Source organism: Microcystis sp. LE19-84.1B, from assembly GCF_027531875.1.
Classification (GTDB): Bacteria; Cyanobacteriota; Cyanobacteriia; order Cyanobacteriales; family Microcystaceae; genus Microcystis; species Microcystis panniformis.
This window is the reverse complement of sequence record NZ_JAPZSR010000180.1, coordinates 1-17424: the sequence shown is the minus strand read 5'-3', so window position 1 is coordinate 17424 and position 17424 is coordinate 1. Positions and strand designations below refer to the sequence as shown.

The window sequence follows — 17424 nt, the reverse complement described above, 5'->3', positions numbered from 1 at the left end:
GGAGTGGTTCTTTCCACTCCCTCACCAGCAGGACTATATCCTAGAATACATTTTACCCAGCAAACCCAAGAGAGCCTATTTTGCCTCTCCCCTTGATTGTCTTTAATCGGGATGACAGGATTCGAACCTGCGGCCCCTTCGTCCCGAACGAAGTGCGCTACCAAGCTGCGCTACATCCCGAAAATTTTCAGCTAAATCATCATAGCATATTCGGCCTTGAGTGGGTCGAGACTTGCTAGGATATTACAGATATAGGCAAAAATTATCGGAGTAGTTCAGGCGTGACGGTTAAACCAGAGTGGTTACGGGTAAAAGCACCGCAATGGCAACGAGTCGGCAGTGTTAAGGAGGTTTTACGCGATTTAGGCTTAAATACCGTTTGTGAGGAGGCTTCCTGTCCCAATATCGGCGAATGTTTCCACGCGGGGACGGCTACCTTTTTAATTATGGGTCCTGCTTGCACTCGCGCCTGTCCTTACTGTGATATCGATTTTGAGAAAAAACCGCAACCTTTAGACCCCACGGAACCCCAGCGACTAGCGGCAGCCGTGCAACGTCTTGATCTTAATCATGTAGTGATCACTTCTGTCAATCGCGATGATTTGGCCGATGGTGGAGCTAGTCAATTTGTCCGTTGTATCGAGGAAATTCGCCGCATTTCCCAAAAAACCACCATCGAAGTGCTGATTCCCGATCTTTGCGGCAATTGGCAGGCTTTAGCTTTAATTCTTGCCGCTAAACCTGAAGTTTTAAACCACAATACCGAAACTGTTCCCCGTCTCTATCGTCGCGTGCGTCCCCAGGGTGATTACCAGCGTTCTCTAGAATTATTGCAGCGCGCTCGCGCCATTGTTCCCGCTACCTACACAAAATCGGGCATTATGGTGGGATTGGGGGAAACCGACGAGGAAGTGCGCCAAGTAATGCGCGATTTACGGGCCGTCGATTGTGATATTCTCACCATCGGGCAGTATCTGCAACCATCGCCAAAACATCTCGGTGTGCAGGAATTTATCACCCCCGAACAGTTCCACGCTTGGCGCGAATATGGGGAATCTCTGGGATTTTTACAAATTGTTGCGAGTCCCTTGACAAGAAGCTCTTATCATGCTGAACAAGTCAGGGCCTTAATGAATTTGTACCCGCGAGAGTCTTGAGATGGGGCAGTAATTGCTGAAAAGCTCGTCCTCGGTGGCTAATTTTTCTTTTTAATTCGGGAGACATTTCCGCAAAGGTTAAAGCGTATTCGGGAACATAAAAAATCGGATCGTAACCAAAACCACCTTCACCCCTAGGACTGGTTAAAATTTCTCCCGTGCAGATTCCTGTGGCGCTCAAGGCAATCTCACCATCGGGACGGGCGATCGCAATTACACAGACAAAACGGGCCGAGCGATCCTGATTATCTCCTAATTCTCTGACGAGGCGATCGATTCTTTCTCGATCATTTTCACCGTAGCGGGCCGAGTAAATCCCCGGTGCATTTCCTAACCCAGTTACTTCCAATCCCGAATCATCAGCGATCGACCATTCTCCCAATGTTAGGGCAATTTGAGCAGCTTTTAAATAAGCATTTTCAGTAAAAGTCGCCCCTGTTTCCTCTATCTCTAAATCATCGGGTTTTAACTGCAATTCTAGGTCGATATCAGTTAAGTATTCGCCTATCTCTGCTAATTTACCCTGGTTACTCGTGGCTAGAATTAATTTTTTCATCGAAAATAATCGGTTTGAAACCCCGGCCTTTTAGGGCGGCTTGACGTTGAGAATATTTCACTATACACTAAAGCTACAGTAAAAACTTTTAACTCCCTGACTGCTTTGGATCGGACGGACATTTCCCCCTGATTATTGCCAGGATTAAAGTTAAGGATGGGTTCCTTAAAATTCCCATTGACTGAAAGACTCAAAGACAAACATATCAAGGAAGTACAAATACATCCAAAATACTCGGCTCGCTGGTTTGAGATTGAGTATATTTATGAAGATGAAAAAATAGAAACATCTCTTGACTCCGAAAAAGCGATAGCTATGTTGTTAAGGAAGGCAGTAGTCAGGAGATTATTTTATTTATTCCCCCCACTTCCTAATTCCTAATTCCCACACCCTACACCCCACACCCAACCCCCATCACCTCATCCATGACACCAGATAGTTTTCGCGTCAGTTTTGCTCCCTTATCTTTGCAGGAAGTATATCAATTAGCCGATGATGGGGCTAATGGTGCTATTGTACTAATGAGTGGCACTGTACGGGAGCAAACCGACGGTAAACCGGTTATTTATCTTGATTATCAGGCCTACGAACCCATGGCGATCGAGGTTTTCCGGCAAATTGCCGGGCAAATTCGGCAAACCTGGCCCGATACCAATCGAGTTGTCATTCACCATCGCACCGGTAAGCTACAAATCGGTGAAATTAGCGTCTTAGTAGCGGTGGGTTGTCCCCATCGGGGGGAAGCTTTCGCAGCCTGTCGTTATGCTATTGATACTCTCAAGCATAATGCCCCCATCTGGAAAAAAGAATACTGGTCTGATGGTTCTAGTCAATGGGTTAGTATTGGGGCTTGTGAAACGGCCCATTAGGTCTAATAACGCAAAATTAAGGCAATTTTTTGGTAATCGTTCAAGGAATCTTCATCGACTAAAGCTACACGTCCTCCCTTGGCCAATACCACTTCGATAATTTCATCCACTGCATCATCGATTACCTCCGTACCACCGACGTTTTCCACCAGTATCAAATCACCGTTTTCGCTTAAAACTGCGGGTACATGGTAATTTTTATCCACTAATAACAATTTTCCTCGACCTTCCTGCGCTAAACGCCACACTTCTCCCAGGGTAGAGATAACTTTTTGAGCGCTGACTGCCGCGTCCAAAGCTTGCAGAGCTTCAGTTTTTTGAGTCTGACGCACTGAATGCATAATCGGCAATACTTGCGGAATTAATTCCGACATTGAGGTTTTGTCAAAATTGCCGGTTAAAGTGCCAACAATTGCTGATGTGTACTGTGAAACTTCTTGAAAGAAGGAAATTTGACGAACCACTCCACCCACAATCAAAGGGGAAGAATCATCAATGTCAATGTATTCACCCAGAGCATTATCTACCTGTTGGAAAAATCGCCGGATTCTATCATCTAGATAACTGGTATCGGCATCAAAGGGCAGTGGTGCGGTGGCCCCCGGTCCAGTCATTTCTAAGGGAAAATTTTGATCGCAAATTTCTTCGAGAGTTTCTCCTGTAGCTGAGATTAAACGAGTAGAACCCTGACTTAATAGTAACAGCCAATAGGGTTGTTCTCGATGTAATCCATAAACTAAATCCCGTGTGGCAAAGGTTTTATCGATGACAACTCTTGCCTGGACAGAAAAAGGCAGGTTATAAAGCTTGGCAATATCCGGACCAATATAGAGAGCTAATCCATCTAGAGTATAAGGATAATCTATTTCAGCTACTAGACTATCGAGGCGATCGAACAAAGGTTCGATTTCACGTTTGGAGAATTCTTCCGATAATCGGCGCTTTGCTTCATCGACCAAATTTTTAACGAGAATAGGGTCTTGTTTGTTATCCGGTGAGGTGCGATGGGTGGGTAAGAGAATCGAAAGGGCGGGTATTTGAGTTAGGGATTGTAGTTTCTTAAGTTCTTGACGAGTAATCATTGACTTTCCCTTGATTTATAGGGTTAAGGAGCTAAAAATACTGGCTTTATCCAGATTTTCTCGATTTATTCAGTATTCCAGCTAACATTTTAGGGAAAAAATGTAATTATATCTAGAAAATTAAGAATTTATACTGAATTGCTTTGGCAGAGATTGAGGGAATTTTTAACCAGAAAACTAGGAATATTATTGATTTATCGATCGTCCACCATCAGGACAGAAAATGTTCAGGATGGGTAAATAACCCATCCTCGGAATAATTAGGCCGCTATGGCGGTTTTTTCCGCTGTTAATGCCTCTTGGCGTTGAAATTCGGCTAATTGTGCCATAATTTCATCCCGAACAATCTGACGGTATTCCAGGAAATGCTCGTTGTGGGCGCAGACAGTGATATAGTGTTCGGCATTGGCGGGATTATGGCGCAAAATACCGAATAAATTCTGCCAGAATTTCCAGCGAGTGGAACGTTTAAAGCCCTGTCGCCAGATAATTACCGCTAGGGCATAGAGATCGGCCCGGCGAGGCAGTTTAAAGGCAGGTTTCGCTTTAGGTGCCCCTAATTTCAGGAAACAGCGATAGGTGCGATCGAGAAATACCTCCGGATCGTACAATTTCCAGAAGGCTTCAATATATTCCGTGGCAATATCTTCGATCGGCCGGGTGGGAACGAAATTCATCAGGGTACTTTGGTTAATGTCCTGTTTCCCCGTTAATCTTAGTCGTCCTTCTTTTTCCAAGCGAGTCCATAGGGCGGTATTGGGTAAAGCTTGTAACATTCCAAATAGAGCCGTGGGAATGGCCGCTTCTTCGACAAAATTAATAATGCGATCGGCCGCTCCTTTTTTCTCGCCATCAAAACCGATGATAAATCCCGCCATAGGGCGCAATCCGGCTTTAATAATCTTTTCTACCGTCTCGGTTAACGAACTACGGGTATTTTGGAATTTTTTGGTTAATTGTAAACTTTCTTCGTCGGGGGTTTCAATACCTAAAAAGACGGCATCAAAGTAACAATCGACCATCATTTCCATTAATTCGGGATCGGCGGCTAAATCTACCGATGCTTCCGTGTTAAACCGGAAAGGATACTGGTGTTCTTCTTGCCAAACTTTTAATTCTTTGAGGAGTAATTTAACGTTGCGCTTGTTGCCAATAAAATTATCATCCACCATGAACACGCCCCGGCGCCAACCTAACTCGTAGAGATAATCTAATTCTTTTAATAATTGTGCGGGGGTTTTGGTGCGGGGTTTACGACCGTAGAGAACGATAATATCGCAAAATTCGCACTGGAAGGGACATCCGCGCGAGAATTGTACCGACATGGAATCATAAGCTTCAAAATCGAGCAGATCGTAGCGTGGGATCGGGGTAATTGTCACATCGGGTTTTTCTGTGGTGCGGAAAACACCTTTAGTTTCTCCTCTTGCCAATGCTTCCACAAACATCGGAATGGTGATTTCTCCCTCATCGAGAATCAGAAAATCGGCCTCGGCCACTTCGTGGGGGATAGAAGTGGGATAGGGACCACCCACGGCCACCAGTTTACCCCGTTGCTTGGCTTCGTGAATTTGCTCGATTAAATCTTGACGTTGCACAATCATGCCGGAAAGAATCACTATTTCGGCCCAATCCCATTCTGCTTCTGTCACCGCCCGAATATTGCGATCAACCAGTTTAAATTCCCATTGCTGCGGTAAAATCGCCGCCACCGTCACCATACCCAGGGGAGGAAGTAAGACTTTGCGATCGACTAATTCCAGAATTTTGTTATAAGACCAGAAAGTCGGCGGAAAAACGGGATAAATCAGTAAGGCGCGCATATTCACTCCTCGCTCGATGGCGATCGATTCTTGACCTTTCGCTTGATTGTAATCTTTTTCGGTCAGGGATGGGAAAACCGTTATTTAGCCCTAGAACTAAGATCAGGTTTGATTTTCGGCCGCCATTGCCCACCCTTGACCCTGCCCCCATAAAAGTTTATGGTCAACATTAATAAAATTTATGTAAACAAATGTTGCATAGTTTGGGAAGTTATGTTACATTTAATATCAAGCACTTGAATCAAACGCAATTTTATTATAGGAAGGCAATTCACCATGGATAAGCAAGAAAACAAACTCGGCTTCACCGCTTTCGCTGAAAACTGGAATGGTCGTTTAGCCATGCTCGGTTTCGTTATTGGCGTAGCTACGGAATACTTAACCCACAAAGGTATCCTTGCTCAATTAGGCTTAATGTAATTTCAGCCTCGATTGCTGTGCATCTACAATCGTCTTGAATAAATTATCAAAAAAGGGAGGAGCATCGCTCTTTCCCTTTTTTAGTTGCAGGTTGGGGATGGGGGAGTGGGGTGATAGGGAAGTGGGGTGTGGGGTGTGGGGTAGATGATGTACTGGAAAATCTCTCAAGTAACCTTGTTTGAGAACACTTGTCGGCAATTCCTGTCTATGGTTAATTAAGAAAAATAAACTGTAGCGAAATATACTGTTTTTTCATGTTCTAATGGGGATAGATAGGGGGAAAAAAATCATGTCGAAATCACTCTTTACCGATGCCAGCAGTCGCCTAGAACGCGCCCTTAAGTATGTCTCCATTTCCGATGATGCGATCGAGCGGTTAAAATATCCCAAAGCTAGTCTCAGCGTCTCCATACCCGTCCGTATGGACAACGGCACTCTGAGAATCTTCCAAGGCTACCGCGTCCGCTACGATGACACCCGCGGCCCCGGCAAAGGAGGGGTGCGCTATCATCCCAACGTCAGCATTGATGAGGTGCAGTCCTTGGCCTTTTGGATGACCTTTAAATGCGCCCTGCTGGATTTGCCCTTTGGTGGGGCTAAGGGCGGCATTACCCTCAATCCGAAAGAATTGTCAAAAGCCGAGTTAGAACGCCTTAGCCGGGGCTATATCGAGGGTATAGCCGACTTTATTGGTCCCGATGTCGATATTCTTGCCCCCGATGTCTATACCAACGAGATGATCATGGGTTGGATGATGGACCAGTACAGCATCATTCAGCGTAAAATTAGTCCAGCGGTGGTGACGGGGAAACCTTTAACCATGGGAGGCAGTCGCGGTCGCGATACGGCGACGGGAACAGGAGCTTTTCATGTTATTCATTCTCTTTTGCCGAAATTAGACAAAAAACCCGCTAATACTACCGTAGCCGTTCAGGGATTCGGTAACGCCGGGGCCATAGTGGCGGATCTCCTCGCCAAAGCCGGTTATCAAGTGGTGGCGGTAAGTGATTCCCAGGGCGGCATTTATCGGGAAAAAGGACTAGATATTGCCAGCATTCGTCAGTATAAACAGGAACACCGCGAGATTACTGCTATTTACTGTCAGGATACCGTCTGTCATATCGTGGAACACGATGGGATTAGTAATGAAGAATTATTAGCCCTAGATGTGGATGTTTTGATTCCAGCAGCCCTAGAAAACCAAATTACCGCCGAAAATGCCGATCGCGTGCGGGCGAAATATATCTTTGAAGTGGCCAATGGTCCCACTACCTCAGAAGCCGATCGCATTTTAGACTCAAAAGGGATTCTCGTTTTCCCCGATATTCTGGTTAACGCAGGTGGGGTAACGGTGAGTTATTTTGAATGGGTGCAAAATCGCAGCGGTCTTTATTGGCGATTAAACGAGATAAATGAGCGCTTAAAAGAAAGAATGGTGACAGAAGCGGAAAAAGTCTGGTCTTTCGCCCAGGAGTTCGATACGTCTCTGCGTAACGCCGCCTACGCCCACGCTATTGATCGTCTCGGTGAAGCCCTAGATGCCAAGGGAACCCGCGACTATTACCAAAATAAGACGAGAGCTTAAGGTCGGCAGCAGTCAGGAGTCAGGAAATAAATAGGGTGATAGGGTTTTGGGGTGATAGGGTGATGAGACAGCTTCCCCACTTCCCCATACCCTGTCCCCAGGAAAAACTTTTTGCCGCAAACCCTAAATATGGTCGAGCATGATGCCAGTTCAATTATCGTTGCCGTTGTATCATCAACTTTCTCAACCAGAGGTGATTGAATACTTGACCAGCGATGGGTCAACGGGCTTATCAGCAGAAGAAGTGGCCAGTCGCTACGAAAAATATGGCCCGAATGAACTGCGATTTAAGCCGGGGAAACCAGCTTGGTTGAGATTTTTGCAGCAATTTCATCAGCCGCTACTCTATATCCTCTTGCTGGCGGGTACTATTAAGGCATTTTTAGGGTCTTGGACGAATGCCTCAGTGATTTGGGGAGTTACCCTGATCAATGCCATTATCGGCTATGTGCAGGAAGCTAAGGCGGAAGGGGCGATTGCTTCCCTGGCCAAGGCCGTAACCACAGAAGCGACGGTGTTGCGAGAGGGACAAACCCTCCGGATTCCATCTCAGGATTTGGTGCCGGGAGATATCGTTTTATTGGCATCGGGGGATAAAGTACCAGCGGACTTGAGGCTGCTGAAAGTCCGCAATTTGCAGGTGGATGAGTCTGCCTTGACTGGGGAATCCTTGCCCGGGTCAAAAGCGAGCGAACCCTTACCCGGGGATACGCCCCTAGCAGAAAGGACAAACATGGCCTACGCAGGGAGTTTTGTTACCTTTGGACAGGGCAAAGGGATCGTTGTGTCCACGGCCAATGCCACCGAAGTGGGGCAGATTTCCCAGTCGATGGAAAGCCGAGTCAGCCTTAGCACACCCCTGACCCGTAAATTTGCCCAATTTAGCCGCACCCTACTCTACACAATTTTGACCCTAGCAACCTTGACCTTTACCATCGGGTTAGGACGGGGGAAATCTTGGATCGATATGTTTGAAGCTGCCGTTGCCCTCGCAGTGAGTGCGATTCCGGAAGGGCTGCCGGCAGTGGTAACGATTACCTTGGCCATTGGGGTCAACCGCATGGCCCGTCGTCATGCGATTATTCGTAAACTGCCCGCAGTGGAAGCATTGGGGAGTGCGACCGTCATTTGTTCCGACAAAACTGGAACCCTGACCGAAAATCAAATGACTGTACAGTCCATTTATACCGAGGGGCAATATTACGCCGTTAGTGGTGGTGGCTATAGTCCCAAGGGCGAAATTAGTCTGATTACCGATGGCAACCCGGGCAGCCCATACCCGGACGAATTGCCCCCGGCCCTAGGGGATTGTCTGGTGGCTGGTTTGCTTTGTAATGATTCCCAGCTAAAACAAACGGGAGAAGATTGGTCAGTGGTGGGGGATCCTACGGAAGGGGCGCTGATTGCGGCCGCTGCCAAAGCAGGTCTCAGTCAATTGGGGCTATTGTCTTTAACCCCACGATTGGATGCAATTCCCTTTGAATCTGAGTACCAATACATGGCAACCCTGCATGATGGGATGCCTCGTCTGATCTATGTCAAGGGATCGGTTGAGTCCCTGATGCGTCGTTGTTCCCAGATGATCGATCGCTATGGTCAGATGACCGCGCTGAACGTCGAACAGATCGAGCAAGCGGTGGAAACGATGGCAGGGCAGGGTTTACGGGTGCTTGCCTTCGCCAAAAAAGCAGCCGCGACCCATCAGCATTCTATCGACCATGAGGATATCGAAACAGGCTTGGTGTTTCTGGGATTACAGGGCATGATTGACCCGCCTCGTCCAGAGGCGATCGCTGCCGTTCACGCCTGTCAAACTGCCGGGATTCGGGTCAAGATGATTACCGGTGATCATCTTGTCACGGCGCGGGCGATTGCGGAACGGATGGGCATTAAAACGGCAACACAAGTCTTAGCATTTGAGGGAAAACAATTAGCGCAAATGGATAATCATCAACTGGCCCAAGCGGTGGTCGATGGATCGGTATTTGCTAGGGTTGCCCCTACCCAAAAACTGCAACTGGTGGAAGTACTTCAGTCTCAAGGAGAAATCGTGGCGATGACGGGCGATGGTGTTAATGATGCGCCGGCTCTCAAGCAGGCGGATATCGGCATTGCCATGGGGAAAGGAGGAACGGAAGTCGCCAGGGAATCTGCTGATATGCTCCTCACTGATGATAACTTTGCCTCGATCAAGGCCGCTGTCGAAGAAGGACGCACCGTTTATCAAAATTTACGCAAAGCAATATCTTTTCTCTTACCTGTCAATGGTGGCGAATCGATGACGATTCTGATCAGTACTTTACTAGCACGAGATTTACCGATCCTCTCCCTACAAGTACTCTGGTTGAACATGATCAACTCGGTCACGATGACTGTTCCCCTGGCCTTTGAAGCAAAATCCGACCGCATTATGCAGTCACCACCACGCAATCCCAATGAACCTTTGATCACCAAAAAACTATTGCGCCGAATTTTGGCTGTTTCATTGTTTAACTGGATTCTAATTTTTGGTATGTTTGAGTGGGCTAAATCGACCACAGGAGATATTGCCGTTGCCCGCACAATGGCAATTCAATCCCTTGTGGCAGCACGGGTTATCTATCTGCTCAGTATCAGCCAATTAGGGATGAGCCTAGTGGACTACCTGCGTCGTCAGTCAACCTCGATTACTAATGCACCAATCCTAATTTTGGGGATTGTGGCTGCTGTTGCCCTACAAATTTTGTTTAGTCAATGGGGGGTGATGAACAGTCTGTTTGCAACGGCGACCCTAACCGGTTATCAATGGCTAATCTGTTTGTTGCCGATGCCGCTCATGGTACTTTGGGCAATTTTTGCCAACCGCATCGATCCTCCTCATTGTCTCGGGAAATAACTAATCGTCAATTCTTAACCGCAACTACCAAGACTGGCGGTTTTTATTCCCCTAATTGCCAGCTTATCTCTTCACCCGCTCGTAACGGCACCAGTCCGGATTCGGGAAATGGCAATTCATCGGGAATGCGCCAAGGGGTTTTGGTTAAGGTGATTTGTTCCGTATTCCGGGGGAGTTGATAAAAATCTGGCCCGTGGAAGCTGGCGAATCCTTCCAGTTGCTCAATTGCATCAACGCTCTCAAAAGCTTCTGCGTACAACTCTAGGGCGTGCAGAGCCGAATAACAACCCGCGCAGCCACAGGAACTTTCTTTGCTGTAGCGAGAATGGGGCGCACTATCGGTCCCTAGGAAAAACTTGGGATTGCCCGATGTGGCCGCTTGCAAAAGTGCCAAACGATGATCCTCTCGTTTCAAAATCGGCAGGCAATAAAAATGAGGACGAATGCCACCGGTAAAGAGAATGTTTCGGCTAAACAATAAATGTTGGGGCGTAATTGTGGCGGCGACATTGTTGTTAGCAGATAGAACAAACTTGACCGCATCGGCAGTGGTAATGTGTTCAAATACGACCCGCAGTTTCGGAAATCTTGTTATCAGTGGGATTAATTGTTTCTCAATGAACACTTTCTCTCGATCGAACACATCAATATCACCATCGGTAACTTCTCCGTGCAGTAGTAGCGGCATATCCAGCTGCTCCATGGCCGCAAAAACCCCATTGCACCTACGAAGATCCGTCACCCCCAAGTCGGAATTAGTTGTGGCACCGGCTGGGTAGTATTTCACCGCTTTGACAAACTGGGAGGCTTTCGCCGCCATGATTTCTTCGGGACTGGTATTATCGGTGAGATAGAGGGTCATCAATGGCTCGAACTGTTGACCCTCTGGAACTGCTGCCAGAATGCGATCGCGATAGGAGGCAGCATCAGCCACTGAGCGCACTGGGGGCTTTAAATTCGGCATGATAATGGCACGGGCAAACTGACGCACCGTATGGGGGAGAACCGCTTTCATTGCCTCACCATCGCGGAGATGAAGGTGCCAGTCGTCGGGTCGAGTTATTGTGAGTCTTCGCATTGTTCAATCATACTACGGTTAGGGTTCCCAACTCACCCAACACCATAAGCTGCCCGCGTATTTAAATTGCTTGTTGAGATGAGGCAAGAGGCAACAGGCAAGAGGCAACACCTTCCCTTGCCCCGCCGATGTCGGGGGGGCAAGGGGTAGGGTCGTTTCATTCTCTGAAATGTCATTCTCTCAAATCCTTATCTGGCAACGTTTTAAGTCGATTTCTCGGAAATACATAGCTGAAAATTTTTAAAAACGTCGTGCTTTGCTTACCTCATAAGCGATTAAAGGTAGCAAAAAAAGAATTAGATTCGGAGAATGAATCAGCCCTAGGGGGACAGGGGGAAAACTCCCATCTGGTGGCGCAGTTAAGAAAGTCAGAAGCCAGAAATCGGGTGGGGAAGAAATTCTGTCTTCTGCCTTGATGGCGGGCAATCTGCCTACTGATGAGATTCTAGCCTCGTGGTTTTGCTATTGTCCCCATCCGAGAATAAATCATCGCTAAATAGATCATCAAGGGGCAGTTCTTCGTCAGAAGGTAAGGATTCTAGATTAGCCATTTCTTCATTATCCAACATACTGAAGAAATCTAGTTCTTCTTGGTCACTCGCAACAGAAGCAACATTTTGGCGGTTAGATGCAACTGTGGGGGTTTCTTCCGCAAAATAATCGAATAATTCGGGGTTATTGCTGTCATCGGTATCAGCAAATAAGTCATCTAGAAAATTTTGGTTATCAGCGAATTTTTCGGCATCGGTGGCTAATAAATCAGAGAAACTGGTGTCACTGCTAACGGTTTCTTGAATCTGACCGTAATTACCCGATAATTCTTCTAGGCTACCGATAGTTCTCGTTTCTTCCTCTAATGTTAAACTGTTGAGAAATTCGATCTCAGCAGCGGACATCTCCCAGTCAGAGATTGCTGGTTCTGCCATGACGGGAAAATCTTCGCTCTCAGTCATTTCTGGAGAAACTAAGGTTTCTTCTGGGCTGTTTAAACCGTCAAATGTCTCCTGGTCAACGGAGGTTTCTAGGGGCATTTCGGGGGCAAATTCTGGTTCCAATACTAGGGTTTCTTCGGTGATAAAACCATCAAAAGGATTCATCTCACTGCTGAATTCTGATTCGGAACCAGGCGTTTCTAGGGGCGTTTCAGGGGCAAATTCTGGTTCCAATACTAGGGTTTCTTCGGTGATAAAACCATCAAAAGGATTTATTTCTTCGGCACTGGGGCTATCGGGAAAATCATCCCAAGGTTCGACGATTTCAGTGGTTCGATCATCCACTACTGCTTCGCGGGCATTTTCTAGTCCTAACAGTTGGCTTTGATAACTCTGTTCTAGTTGTTGAGTTTGCCCCTGATAGCCCTTTTCTAATTCTAGAATCTGCGCCTGTTGACTTTGACGCAGGGCTTCTATTTCCCCTTGCTTCCCGTCTATAATCTCTTGTATTTGACTTTGGTAGCTTTGGCGCAATTCCTCGATTTTAGCCTCGTATTCCTGTTCAAGTTGCTGAATTTGGGTTTTATCGGCGACTTCCACTGCTTGAGCGGCAGTGGCGCTGGCTGCCCCTTGTACACGTCCTTGGCTATCTTCTAACTCTTTTTGCAATTTAGCCACTTCTTCTCTATAGGTGGCTTCGATATTGCGAATCCGTTCTTCGGAGAGAGCGAGTTGTTTTAACTGTCCTTTGCTGTCTTTTAACTCCGCTTCGGTTTCACCTAAAGCCGTCCGAATTTTCTGATATTTTTGCCGTTCTTCCCTGATTTTTCCCTCTTGCAGGGCATATAAAGCCCCACCCCCGATCGCACCTCCACCGACAAAACCGATTAAAATATCGAAGATATTCATTATGGGATTCCTCCTCTAGGAAAATTTACTTTATAATATGCCCAATCTCAGAGGATAATTCACAAGGGGCAAATGTGGTCAGTGTTTTCCGCCGCTCTTTATGCTGATTGCTTTTGATTGTGGCAGCAATTATCAGAAAAAGAAAGCAAATATTCAGTTTTTTATCGGCAAATGTTCACCCTTAGGGCAGTTATCTCGATGGTGAGGTACAAAGTCTCTGGTTTTAGGGCGGGGTTAGTGACACCTCGTCTTTGTGAGAAACGCTTTCATCGGTGTTCGCCAAGACATTTCACTGAAGCTGCATTTCCCGATAAGCTTGATAAACGCCGCGCACGTTGTACCAATTGAGAAAAATGCGGGCAATTTCTAGGGCTAATTGCGGTTTACCTCGATCGATTAACCATTGTAACAGCGGGGAGAGGCTGCGTTCATTCAGGGTTCCTCCTAGGGAAAGTAAACCCCACAACAGTCGATGAATCCAAGTCATTTGAATCATCATCCGCACTTCCCAGGTGGGATGTTTTTGATAAAAAAGCACTCCCATTCGTCCCCGTTGAATTTCCTTATCGATGAGATTGGGAATTTGAGCGAGATTAAAGGGGGGATGCCAATGATAACCGACGGCTTCTGGACATTTAATTAATTTTAGTCCCAATTGCTTCAATCTCACGCCTAATTCCAAATCTTCCCAACCATAGAGTTGAAACTGGGTGTCGAATAATCCCGCTGCTAATAACCATTTTTTAGCGATCGCCACGTTGCCCGTGGCAAAATAGGCGGCGGAGAAATCGGTGATTTTATAGGGTTCACTGGTGGGATGCTCGAAGTTACAGGTATTAATGACGCTGCCGTAGGTAAATAAGCGATCGCTGCTGAGACTGGCTGCCCCGGCGGTTAAAGCGTCGGCATGGGCTTGCAGAAAATTTTCTGTCACTACCAGATCGCTATCGATAAAAATAATTGTATCACCACGAGCTTTTTCTACCCCCAGATTCCTAGCGAGCGCCGGTCCGCCGTGATCCTGTTGCCACAGTTGCAGATGGGGTAAATTTGCTTTGTGACTTTCTAGCCAAGCGATCGTCGCATCGGTAGAGCCATCATCGACAAGGACTATTTCGTAGTTTTCCACCTTATTATCGGTTAAACGCTGATTTTCTAGGGCTAGTAAACATTTTTTTAAGATTGCTTGGCGATTGTAGGTAGGGATGACAACACTGATCAGCACGGGCATTCGGGGGTCAAGATTACCGTTTTAGCTTACCAAATAACCTCGGTTCCTTGATTAGACCTCCTGCAAAAATCAACAATCTTTATTCAGGATTCAGGAGTCAGTTATCAGTTATCAGTTATCAGTTCACTGAGAAAACTCCCCACACCCCACCACCCCATCTCCCCACACCAGATGTAAGGAACTCCGGGAGGAGGATTAAGGTCAACTGGGAACATTGATTTTAAAAAATCGGTGATCATGTTATCCTCTGAATGTGTTGTGTGAGGAAAGGAATCGGCCATGGTAGCGTCTCTATCGTATCAAAATGGACAAAAAAATCGATCGCATCCCCTGTTATCCTTAACGGGTTTAATCGAATTACCGCCATCCCCCCTGTTTGGCACGGACGGAATTCGCGGCCAAGTGGGAGAATTATTAACTGCTCCCCTAGCGCTACAAATCGGATTTTGGGCGGGACAGGTATTAAAAAATCAGGCTGGTGTCACCAAACCGATAATTATCGGTCAAGATTCCCGTAATTCCAGTGATATGTTAGCCAATGCTATCACTGCGGGTTTAACTTGGGCGGGAATAGAAGTCTGGCAACTGGGATTATGTCCCACTCCCTGCGTCGCCTATTTAACCAGAGAAAGCGAAGCGATGGGGGGGATCATGATTTCTGCCAGTCATAATCCTCCCGAAGATAACGGCATTAAATTTTTTGACAGCAGCGGTTTAAAATTATCTGGCACTTTAGCCGCACAGATAGAAGCGGGTTTAAGGGGCAATTTAGAATTAGCGGATAACTCAGTAAATTGGGGAAAAGCGACTTTTTGTCCCGAATTAATCCAAAAATACTATCAAGCTGTGATTGCTTCCGTCGGGACGGATATTAACCTATCGGGATTAAAAATAGTTTTAGATCTAGCTTGGGGGGCAGCCGTTAACCTAGCACCTTTAGTATTCCAAACCTTGGGGGCGGAAGTTATCTGCCTACACGATCGAGCCGACGGCGATCGCATTAACGTTAATTGTGGTTCTACCCATTTAGAAAGCCTACAGGCGGCGGTGATTAATCAGCAAGCGGATTTAGGGTTTGCCTTCGATGGCGATGCCGATCGAGTCCTGGCCGTGGATAGTCAAGGTAGAGTAGTAGATGGCGATTATATCCTCTATTTTTGGGGTCGTTCCCTCTTAGAAGCCGGACAGCTACCCGATGGGTTATTAGTAGCCACGGTGATGGCTAATTTAGGTTTTGAACGCGCTTGGCAAAAACTGGGGGGTCAATTCTTGCGGACTGCCGTGGGCGATCAGCACGTTCAGGCGCAAATGTGGGAAACTGGAGCCATGCTAGGGGGTGAACAATCCGGTCATATCCTCTGCCATCATTACGGGGTTTCTGGGGATGGAATGCAAACCGCCCTACATTTAGCGGCTTTAGTGCAGAAATCGGCGGTTTCCTTGGCTAACTTAGTCGATCATAGCTTTGTCACCTATCCGCAGATTTTACGCAATGTGCGGGTGGAAGATAGAGAAGTGCGACGTAATTGGCAGCAATGTGAACCTTTGCGGCGAGAAATCCGCAAAGCTGAGACAGCTATGGCAGAAAAAGGCAGAATTTTGGTGCGCGCTTCCGGGACAGAACCCTTAATTCGGGTGATGGTGGAAGCAGAAACCCTAGAATTAGCCAATTTTTGGACAGAAAGGCTAGTGGCAGCGGTGCGAAGCTATCTTTTGTAGTCGATCGAGGGGGACAGGGATTATAATGCCCTTAGCCTAGCCTAGCAAGGGATAATTGTCACTAACCCCGCCCTAAAAGCGACGGAGCTTGCCTAAACCAATTTAGGCGACGCAAGTAGAGACTACCGCATTGAGACACAATCTGGCACAGACCTCCGAATTCTTCCCTAGTTCGGATTCCCTCTCAGCTTTATTGGTAAAGCGTTGTTAGACAAGACATCTTGATTGTGTTGCGGTAAGGGAATTTAACTTTACTCTTAAGGATTATCTCCATGGCAAGAGTTCCTGTTATCTCAAAAGACGGAAAACCGTTGATGCCCACTAAACCCAGTCGGGCCAGACGGTGGATTAAGGAAGGAAAAGCTATCGGTAAATTCAACGACTTAGATATTTTCTATGTCCAGCTAATCGATGAACCTTCCGATAGTAAAACCCAACCGATTGCTATTGGTATTGACCCCGGGAAATTATTCTCTGGAATTGGCGTTCAATCCTCTCTTTTTACTCTTTGGAAGGCTCACTTAGAACTTCCTTTTAAACGAGTAAAAGAGCGGATGGACAATCGGTGCTTAATGCGAAAAGGACGTAGAGGAAGACGGATTAACCGCCAACTTTCTTTTAATCTAAGAGCGCATCGACAAAAACGATTCTCAAATAGAAGACAAGGAAAATTAGCTCCCTCAATCAGAGCTAATCGTCAACTTGAACTTCGAGTCGTTTCCGAACTAACCAAAATCTATCCAATTACCGATATTTACTTTGAGTACATCAAAGCCGATATTGATCTAAATTCCGGTAGAAAAGGAGCTAAGTCTGGAAAAGGTTTTTCGTCGGTTATGGTTGGACAAAAATGGGCTATTGAGCAACTGTCTCAATTGGCAACAGTCCATACTCGCTTTGGTTGGCAAACCTCTAATCTCAGAAAATATTTGCGACTAGAAAAGTCCAAAAATAAAGCAGAACAATCACCAGAAAGTCATGCTAACGATGGAATTGCTCTTGCCTGTTTTCAATTTTTCGATTATTGGCCATTTCACACTTCTAATGGTCATGGATATGATTGGAAGGGTTCTGTTAAAGTAACAAACGCTCCCTTTGCTGTCATCAAACGTCCTCCTATTAGTCGTCGTCAACTTCACCTGATGGTTTTTTCTAAAGGTGGTAAACGACGTAAATATGGTGGCTCTA

At 46.5% G+C, this 17424-nt stretch carries 13 protein-coding genes and 1 tRNA gene; 7 read left to right on the top strand and 7 right to left on the bottom strand.

Annotated elements, in window-relative coordinates; all coding sequences use genetic code 11:
• Window positions 1-106 precede the first annotated feature (106 nt).
• Window positions 107-180: transfer RNA gene (locus tag O9324_RS10885), tRNA-Pro, on the bottom strand.
• Window positions 181-251: 71 nt separating this feature from the next.
• Between O9324_RS10885 and lipA the strand changes: the two genes are divergently transcribed.
• On the top strand, window positions 252-1157 hold the full coding sequence (gene lipA, locus O9324_RS10880; RefSeq protein ID WP_502846580.1) for a lipoyl synthase: 906 nt from the start codon (window positions 252-254) through the stop codon (window positions 1155-1157).
• Here the strand turns inward: lipA and rdgB are convergent.
• On the bottom strand, window positions 1120-1713 hold the full coding sequence (rdgB, locus tag O9324_RS10875) for an RdgB/HAM1 family non-canonical purine NTP pyrophosphatase (protein WP_288140188.1): 594 nt from the start codon (window positions 1711-1713) through the stop codon (window positions 1120-1122). The two genes, lipA and rdgB, sit on opposite strands and share 38 nt — an antisense overlap.
• A gap of 425 nt (window positions 1714-2138) precedes the next feature.
• Here rdgB and O9324_RS10870 point away from each other — a divergent pair, with 425 nt between their 5' ends.
• Complete coding sequence (locus O9324_RS10870) at window positions 2139-2582, top strand: molybdenum cofactor biosynthesis protein MoaE (RefSeq protein WP_004163195.1); 444 nt, start codon at window positions 2139-2141, stop codon at window positions 2580-2582.
• A 2-nt stretch (window positions 2583-2584) separates the two neighbouring features.
• Here the strand turns inward: O9324_RS10870 and O9324_RS10865 are convergent, their stop codons facing one another.
• Window positions 2585-3664, bottom strand: coding sequence for an AOC03_06830 family ribosome hibernation factor (locus O9324_RS10865; RefSeq protein WP_288140187.1), 1080 nt, complete (start codon window positions 3662-3664; stop codon window positions 2585-2587).
• A 260-nt stretch (window positions 3665-3924) separates the two neighbouring features.
• Window positions 3925-5487: a B12-binding domain-containing radical SAM protein gene (locus O9324_RS10860; protein WP_002762021.1), complete on the bottom strand. Its 1563-nt coding sequence runs from the start codon at window positions 5485-5487 to the stop codon at window positions 3925-3927.
• Window positions 5488-5745: 258 nt separating this feature from the next.
• Between O9324_RS10860 and O9324_RS10855 the strand changes: the two genes are divergently transcribed.
• From O9324_RS10855 to O9324_RS10845, 3 genes are all read left to right on the top strand, one after another.
• Window positions 5746-5907 carry a CAB/ELIP/HLIP family chlorophyll-binding protein gene (locus O9324_RS10855; RefSeq protein ID WP_487353236.1) on the top strand — a complete coding sequence of 54 codons (162 nt, stop codon included), beginning with the start codon at window positions 5746-5748 and terminating at the stop codon, window positions 5905-5907.
• A gap of 289 nt (window positions 5908-6196) precedes the next feature.
• Window positions 6197-7492, top strand: a complete 1296-nt coding sequence (locus O9324_RS10850; RefSeq protein WP_288140186.1) for a Glu/Leu/Phe/Val family dehydrogenase — start codon at window positions 6197-6199, stop codon at window positions 7490-7492.
• 142 nt (window positions 7493-7634) lie between these two features.
• Window positions 7635-10367 carry a cation-transporting P-type ATPase gene (locus O9324_RS10845; protein ID WP_288140195.1) on the top strand — a complete coding sequence of 911 codons (2733 nt, stop codon included), beginning with the start codon at window positions 7635-7637 and terminating at the stop codon, window positions 10365-10367.
• Between the two features lie 43 nt (window positions 10368-10410).
• Here O9324_RS10845 and pyrC read toward each other — a convergent pair whose 3' ends face one another.
• The 3 genes from pyrC to O9324_RS10830 all read right to left on the bottom strand — a co-directional run bounded on the left by pyrC (window position 10411) and on the right by O9324_RS10830 (window position 14517).
• The gene (gene pyrC, locus O9324_RS10840; protein ID WP_288140185.1) at window positions 10411-11445 is read right to left on the bottom strand and encodes a dihydroorotase; all 1035 of its coding nucleotides are present in this window, start codon (window positions 11443-11445) and stop codon (window positions 10411-10413) included.
• A gap of 431 nt (window positions 11446-11876) precedes the next feature.
• Complete coding sequence (locus tag O9324_RS10835) at window positions 11877-13286, bottom strand: GumC domain-containing protein (RefSeq protein WP_288140184.1); 1410 nt, start codon at window positions 13284-13286, stop codon at window positions 11877-11879.
• 289 nt (window positions 13287-13575) lie between these two features.
• A complete protein-coding gene (locus tag O9324_RS10830) occupies window positions 13576-14517 on the bottom strand; it encodes a glycosyltransferase family 2 protein (RefSeq protein WP_288140183.1) in 942 nt (313 codons plus the stop codon).
• A gap of 279 nt (window positions 14518-14796) precedes the next feature.
• Between O9324_RS10830 and glmM the strand changes: the two genes are divergently transcribed.
• Entirely contained in the window at window positions 14797-16236 is a 1440-nt protein-coding gene (gene glmM, locus O9324_RS10825) for a phosphoglucosamine mutase (protein WP_147073234.1), read from the top strand.
• 272 nt (window positions 16237-16508) lie between these two features.
• Window positions 16509-17424 (top strand): RRXRR domain-containing protein (locus tag O9324_RS10820; RefSeq protein ID WP_288140182.1); only part of this gene is annotated, 916 nt, incomplete at its 3' end.

Bases quoted from the DNA above. Each gene is read 5' to 3' on its own strand.
- O9324_RS10845 (WP_288140195.1), top strand. From the start codon at position 7,635: ATGCCAGTTCAATTATCGTTGCCGTTGTATCATCAACTTTCTCAACCA.
- O9324_RS10860 (WP_002762021.1), bottom strand. From the start codon at position 5,487: ATGCGCGCCTTACTGATTTATCCCGTTTTTCCGCCGACTTTCTGGTCT.
- glmM (WP_147073234.1), top strand. From the start codon at position 14,797: ATGGTAGCGTCTCTATCGTATCAAAATGGACAAAAAAATCGATCGCAT.
- O9324_RS10835 (WP_288140184.1), bottom strand. From the start codon at position 13,286: ATGAATATCTTCGATATTTTAATCGGTTTTGTCGGTGGAGGTGCGATC.
- O9324_RS10830 (WP_288140183.1), bottom strand. From the start codon at position 14,517: ATGCCCGTGCTGATCAGTGTTGTCATCCCTACCTACAATCGCCAAGCA.
- rdgB (WP_288140188.1), bottom strand. From the start codon at position 1,713: ATGAAAAAATTAATTCTAGCCACGAGTAACCAGGGTAAATTAGCAGAG.
- O9324_RS10870 (WP_004163195.1), top strand. From the start codon at position 2,139: ATGACACCAGATAGTTTTCGCGTCAGTTTTGCTCCCTTATCTTTGCAG.
- pyrC (WP_288140185.1), bottom strand. From the start codon at position 11,445: ATGCGAAGACTCACAATAACTCGACCCGACGACTGGCACCTTCATCTC.
- O9324_RS10850 (WP_288140186.1), top strand. From the start codon at position 6,197: ATGTCGAAATCACTCTTTACCGATGCCAGCAGTCGCCTAGAACGCGCC.
- O9324_RS10865 (WP_288140187.1), bottom strand. From the start codon at position 3,664: ATGATTACTCGTCAAGAACTTAAGAAACTACAATCCCTAACTCAAATA.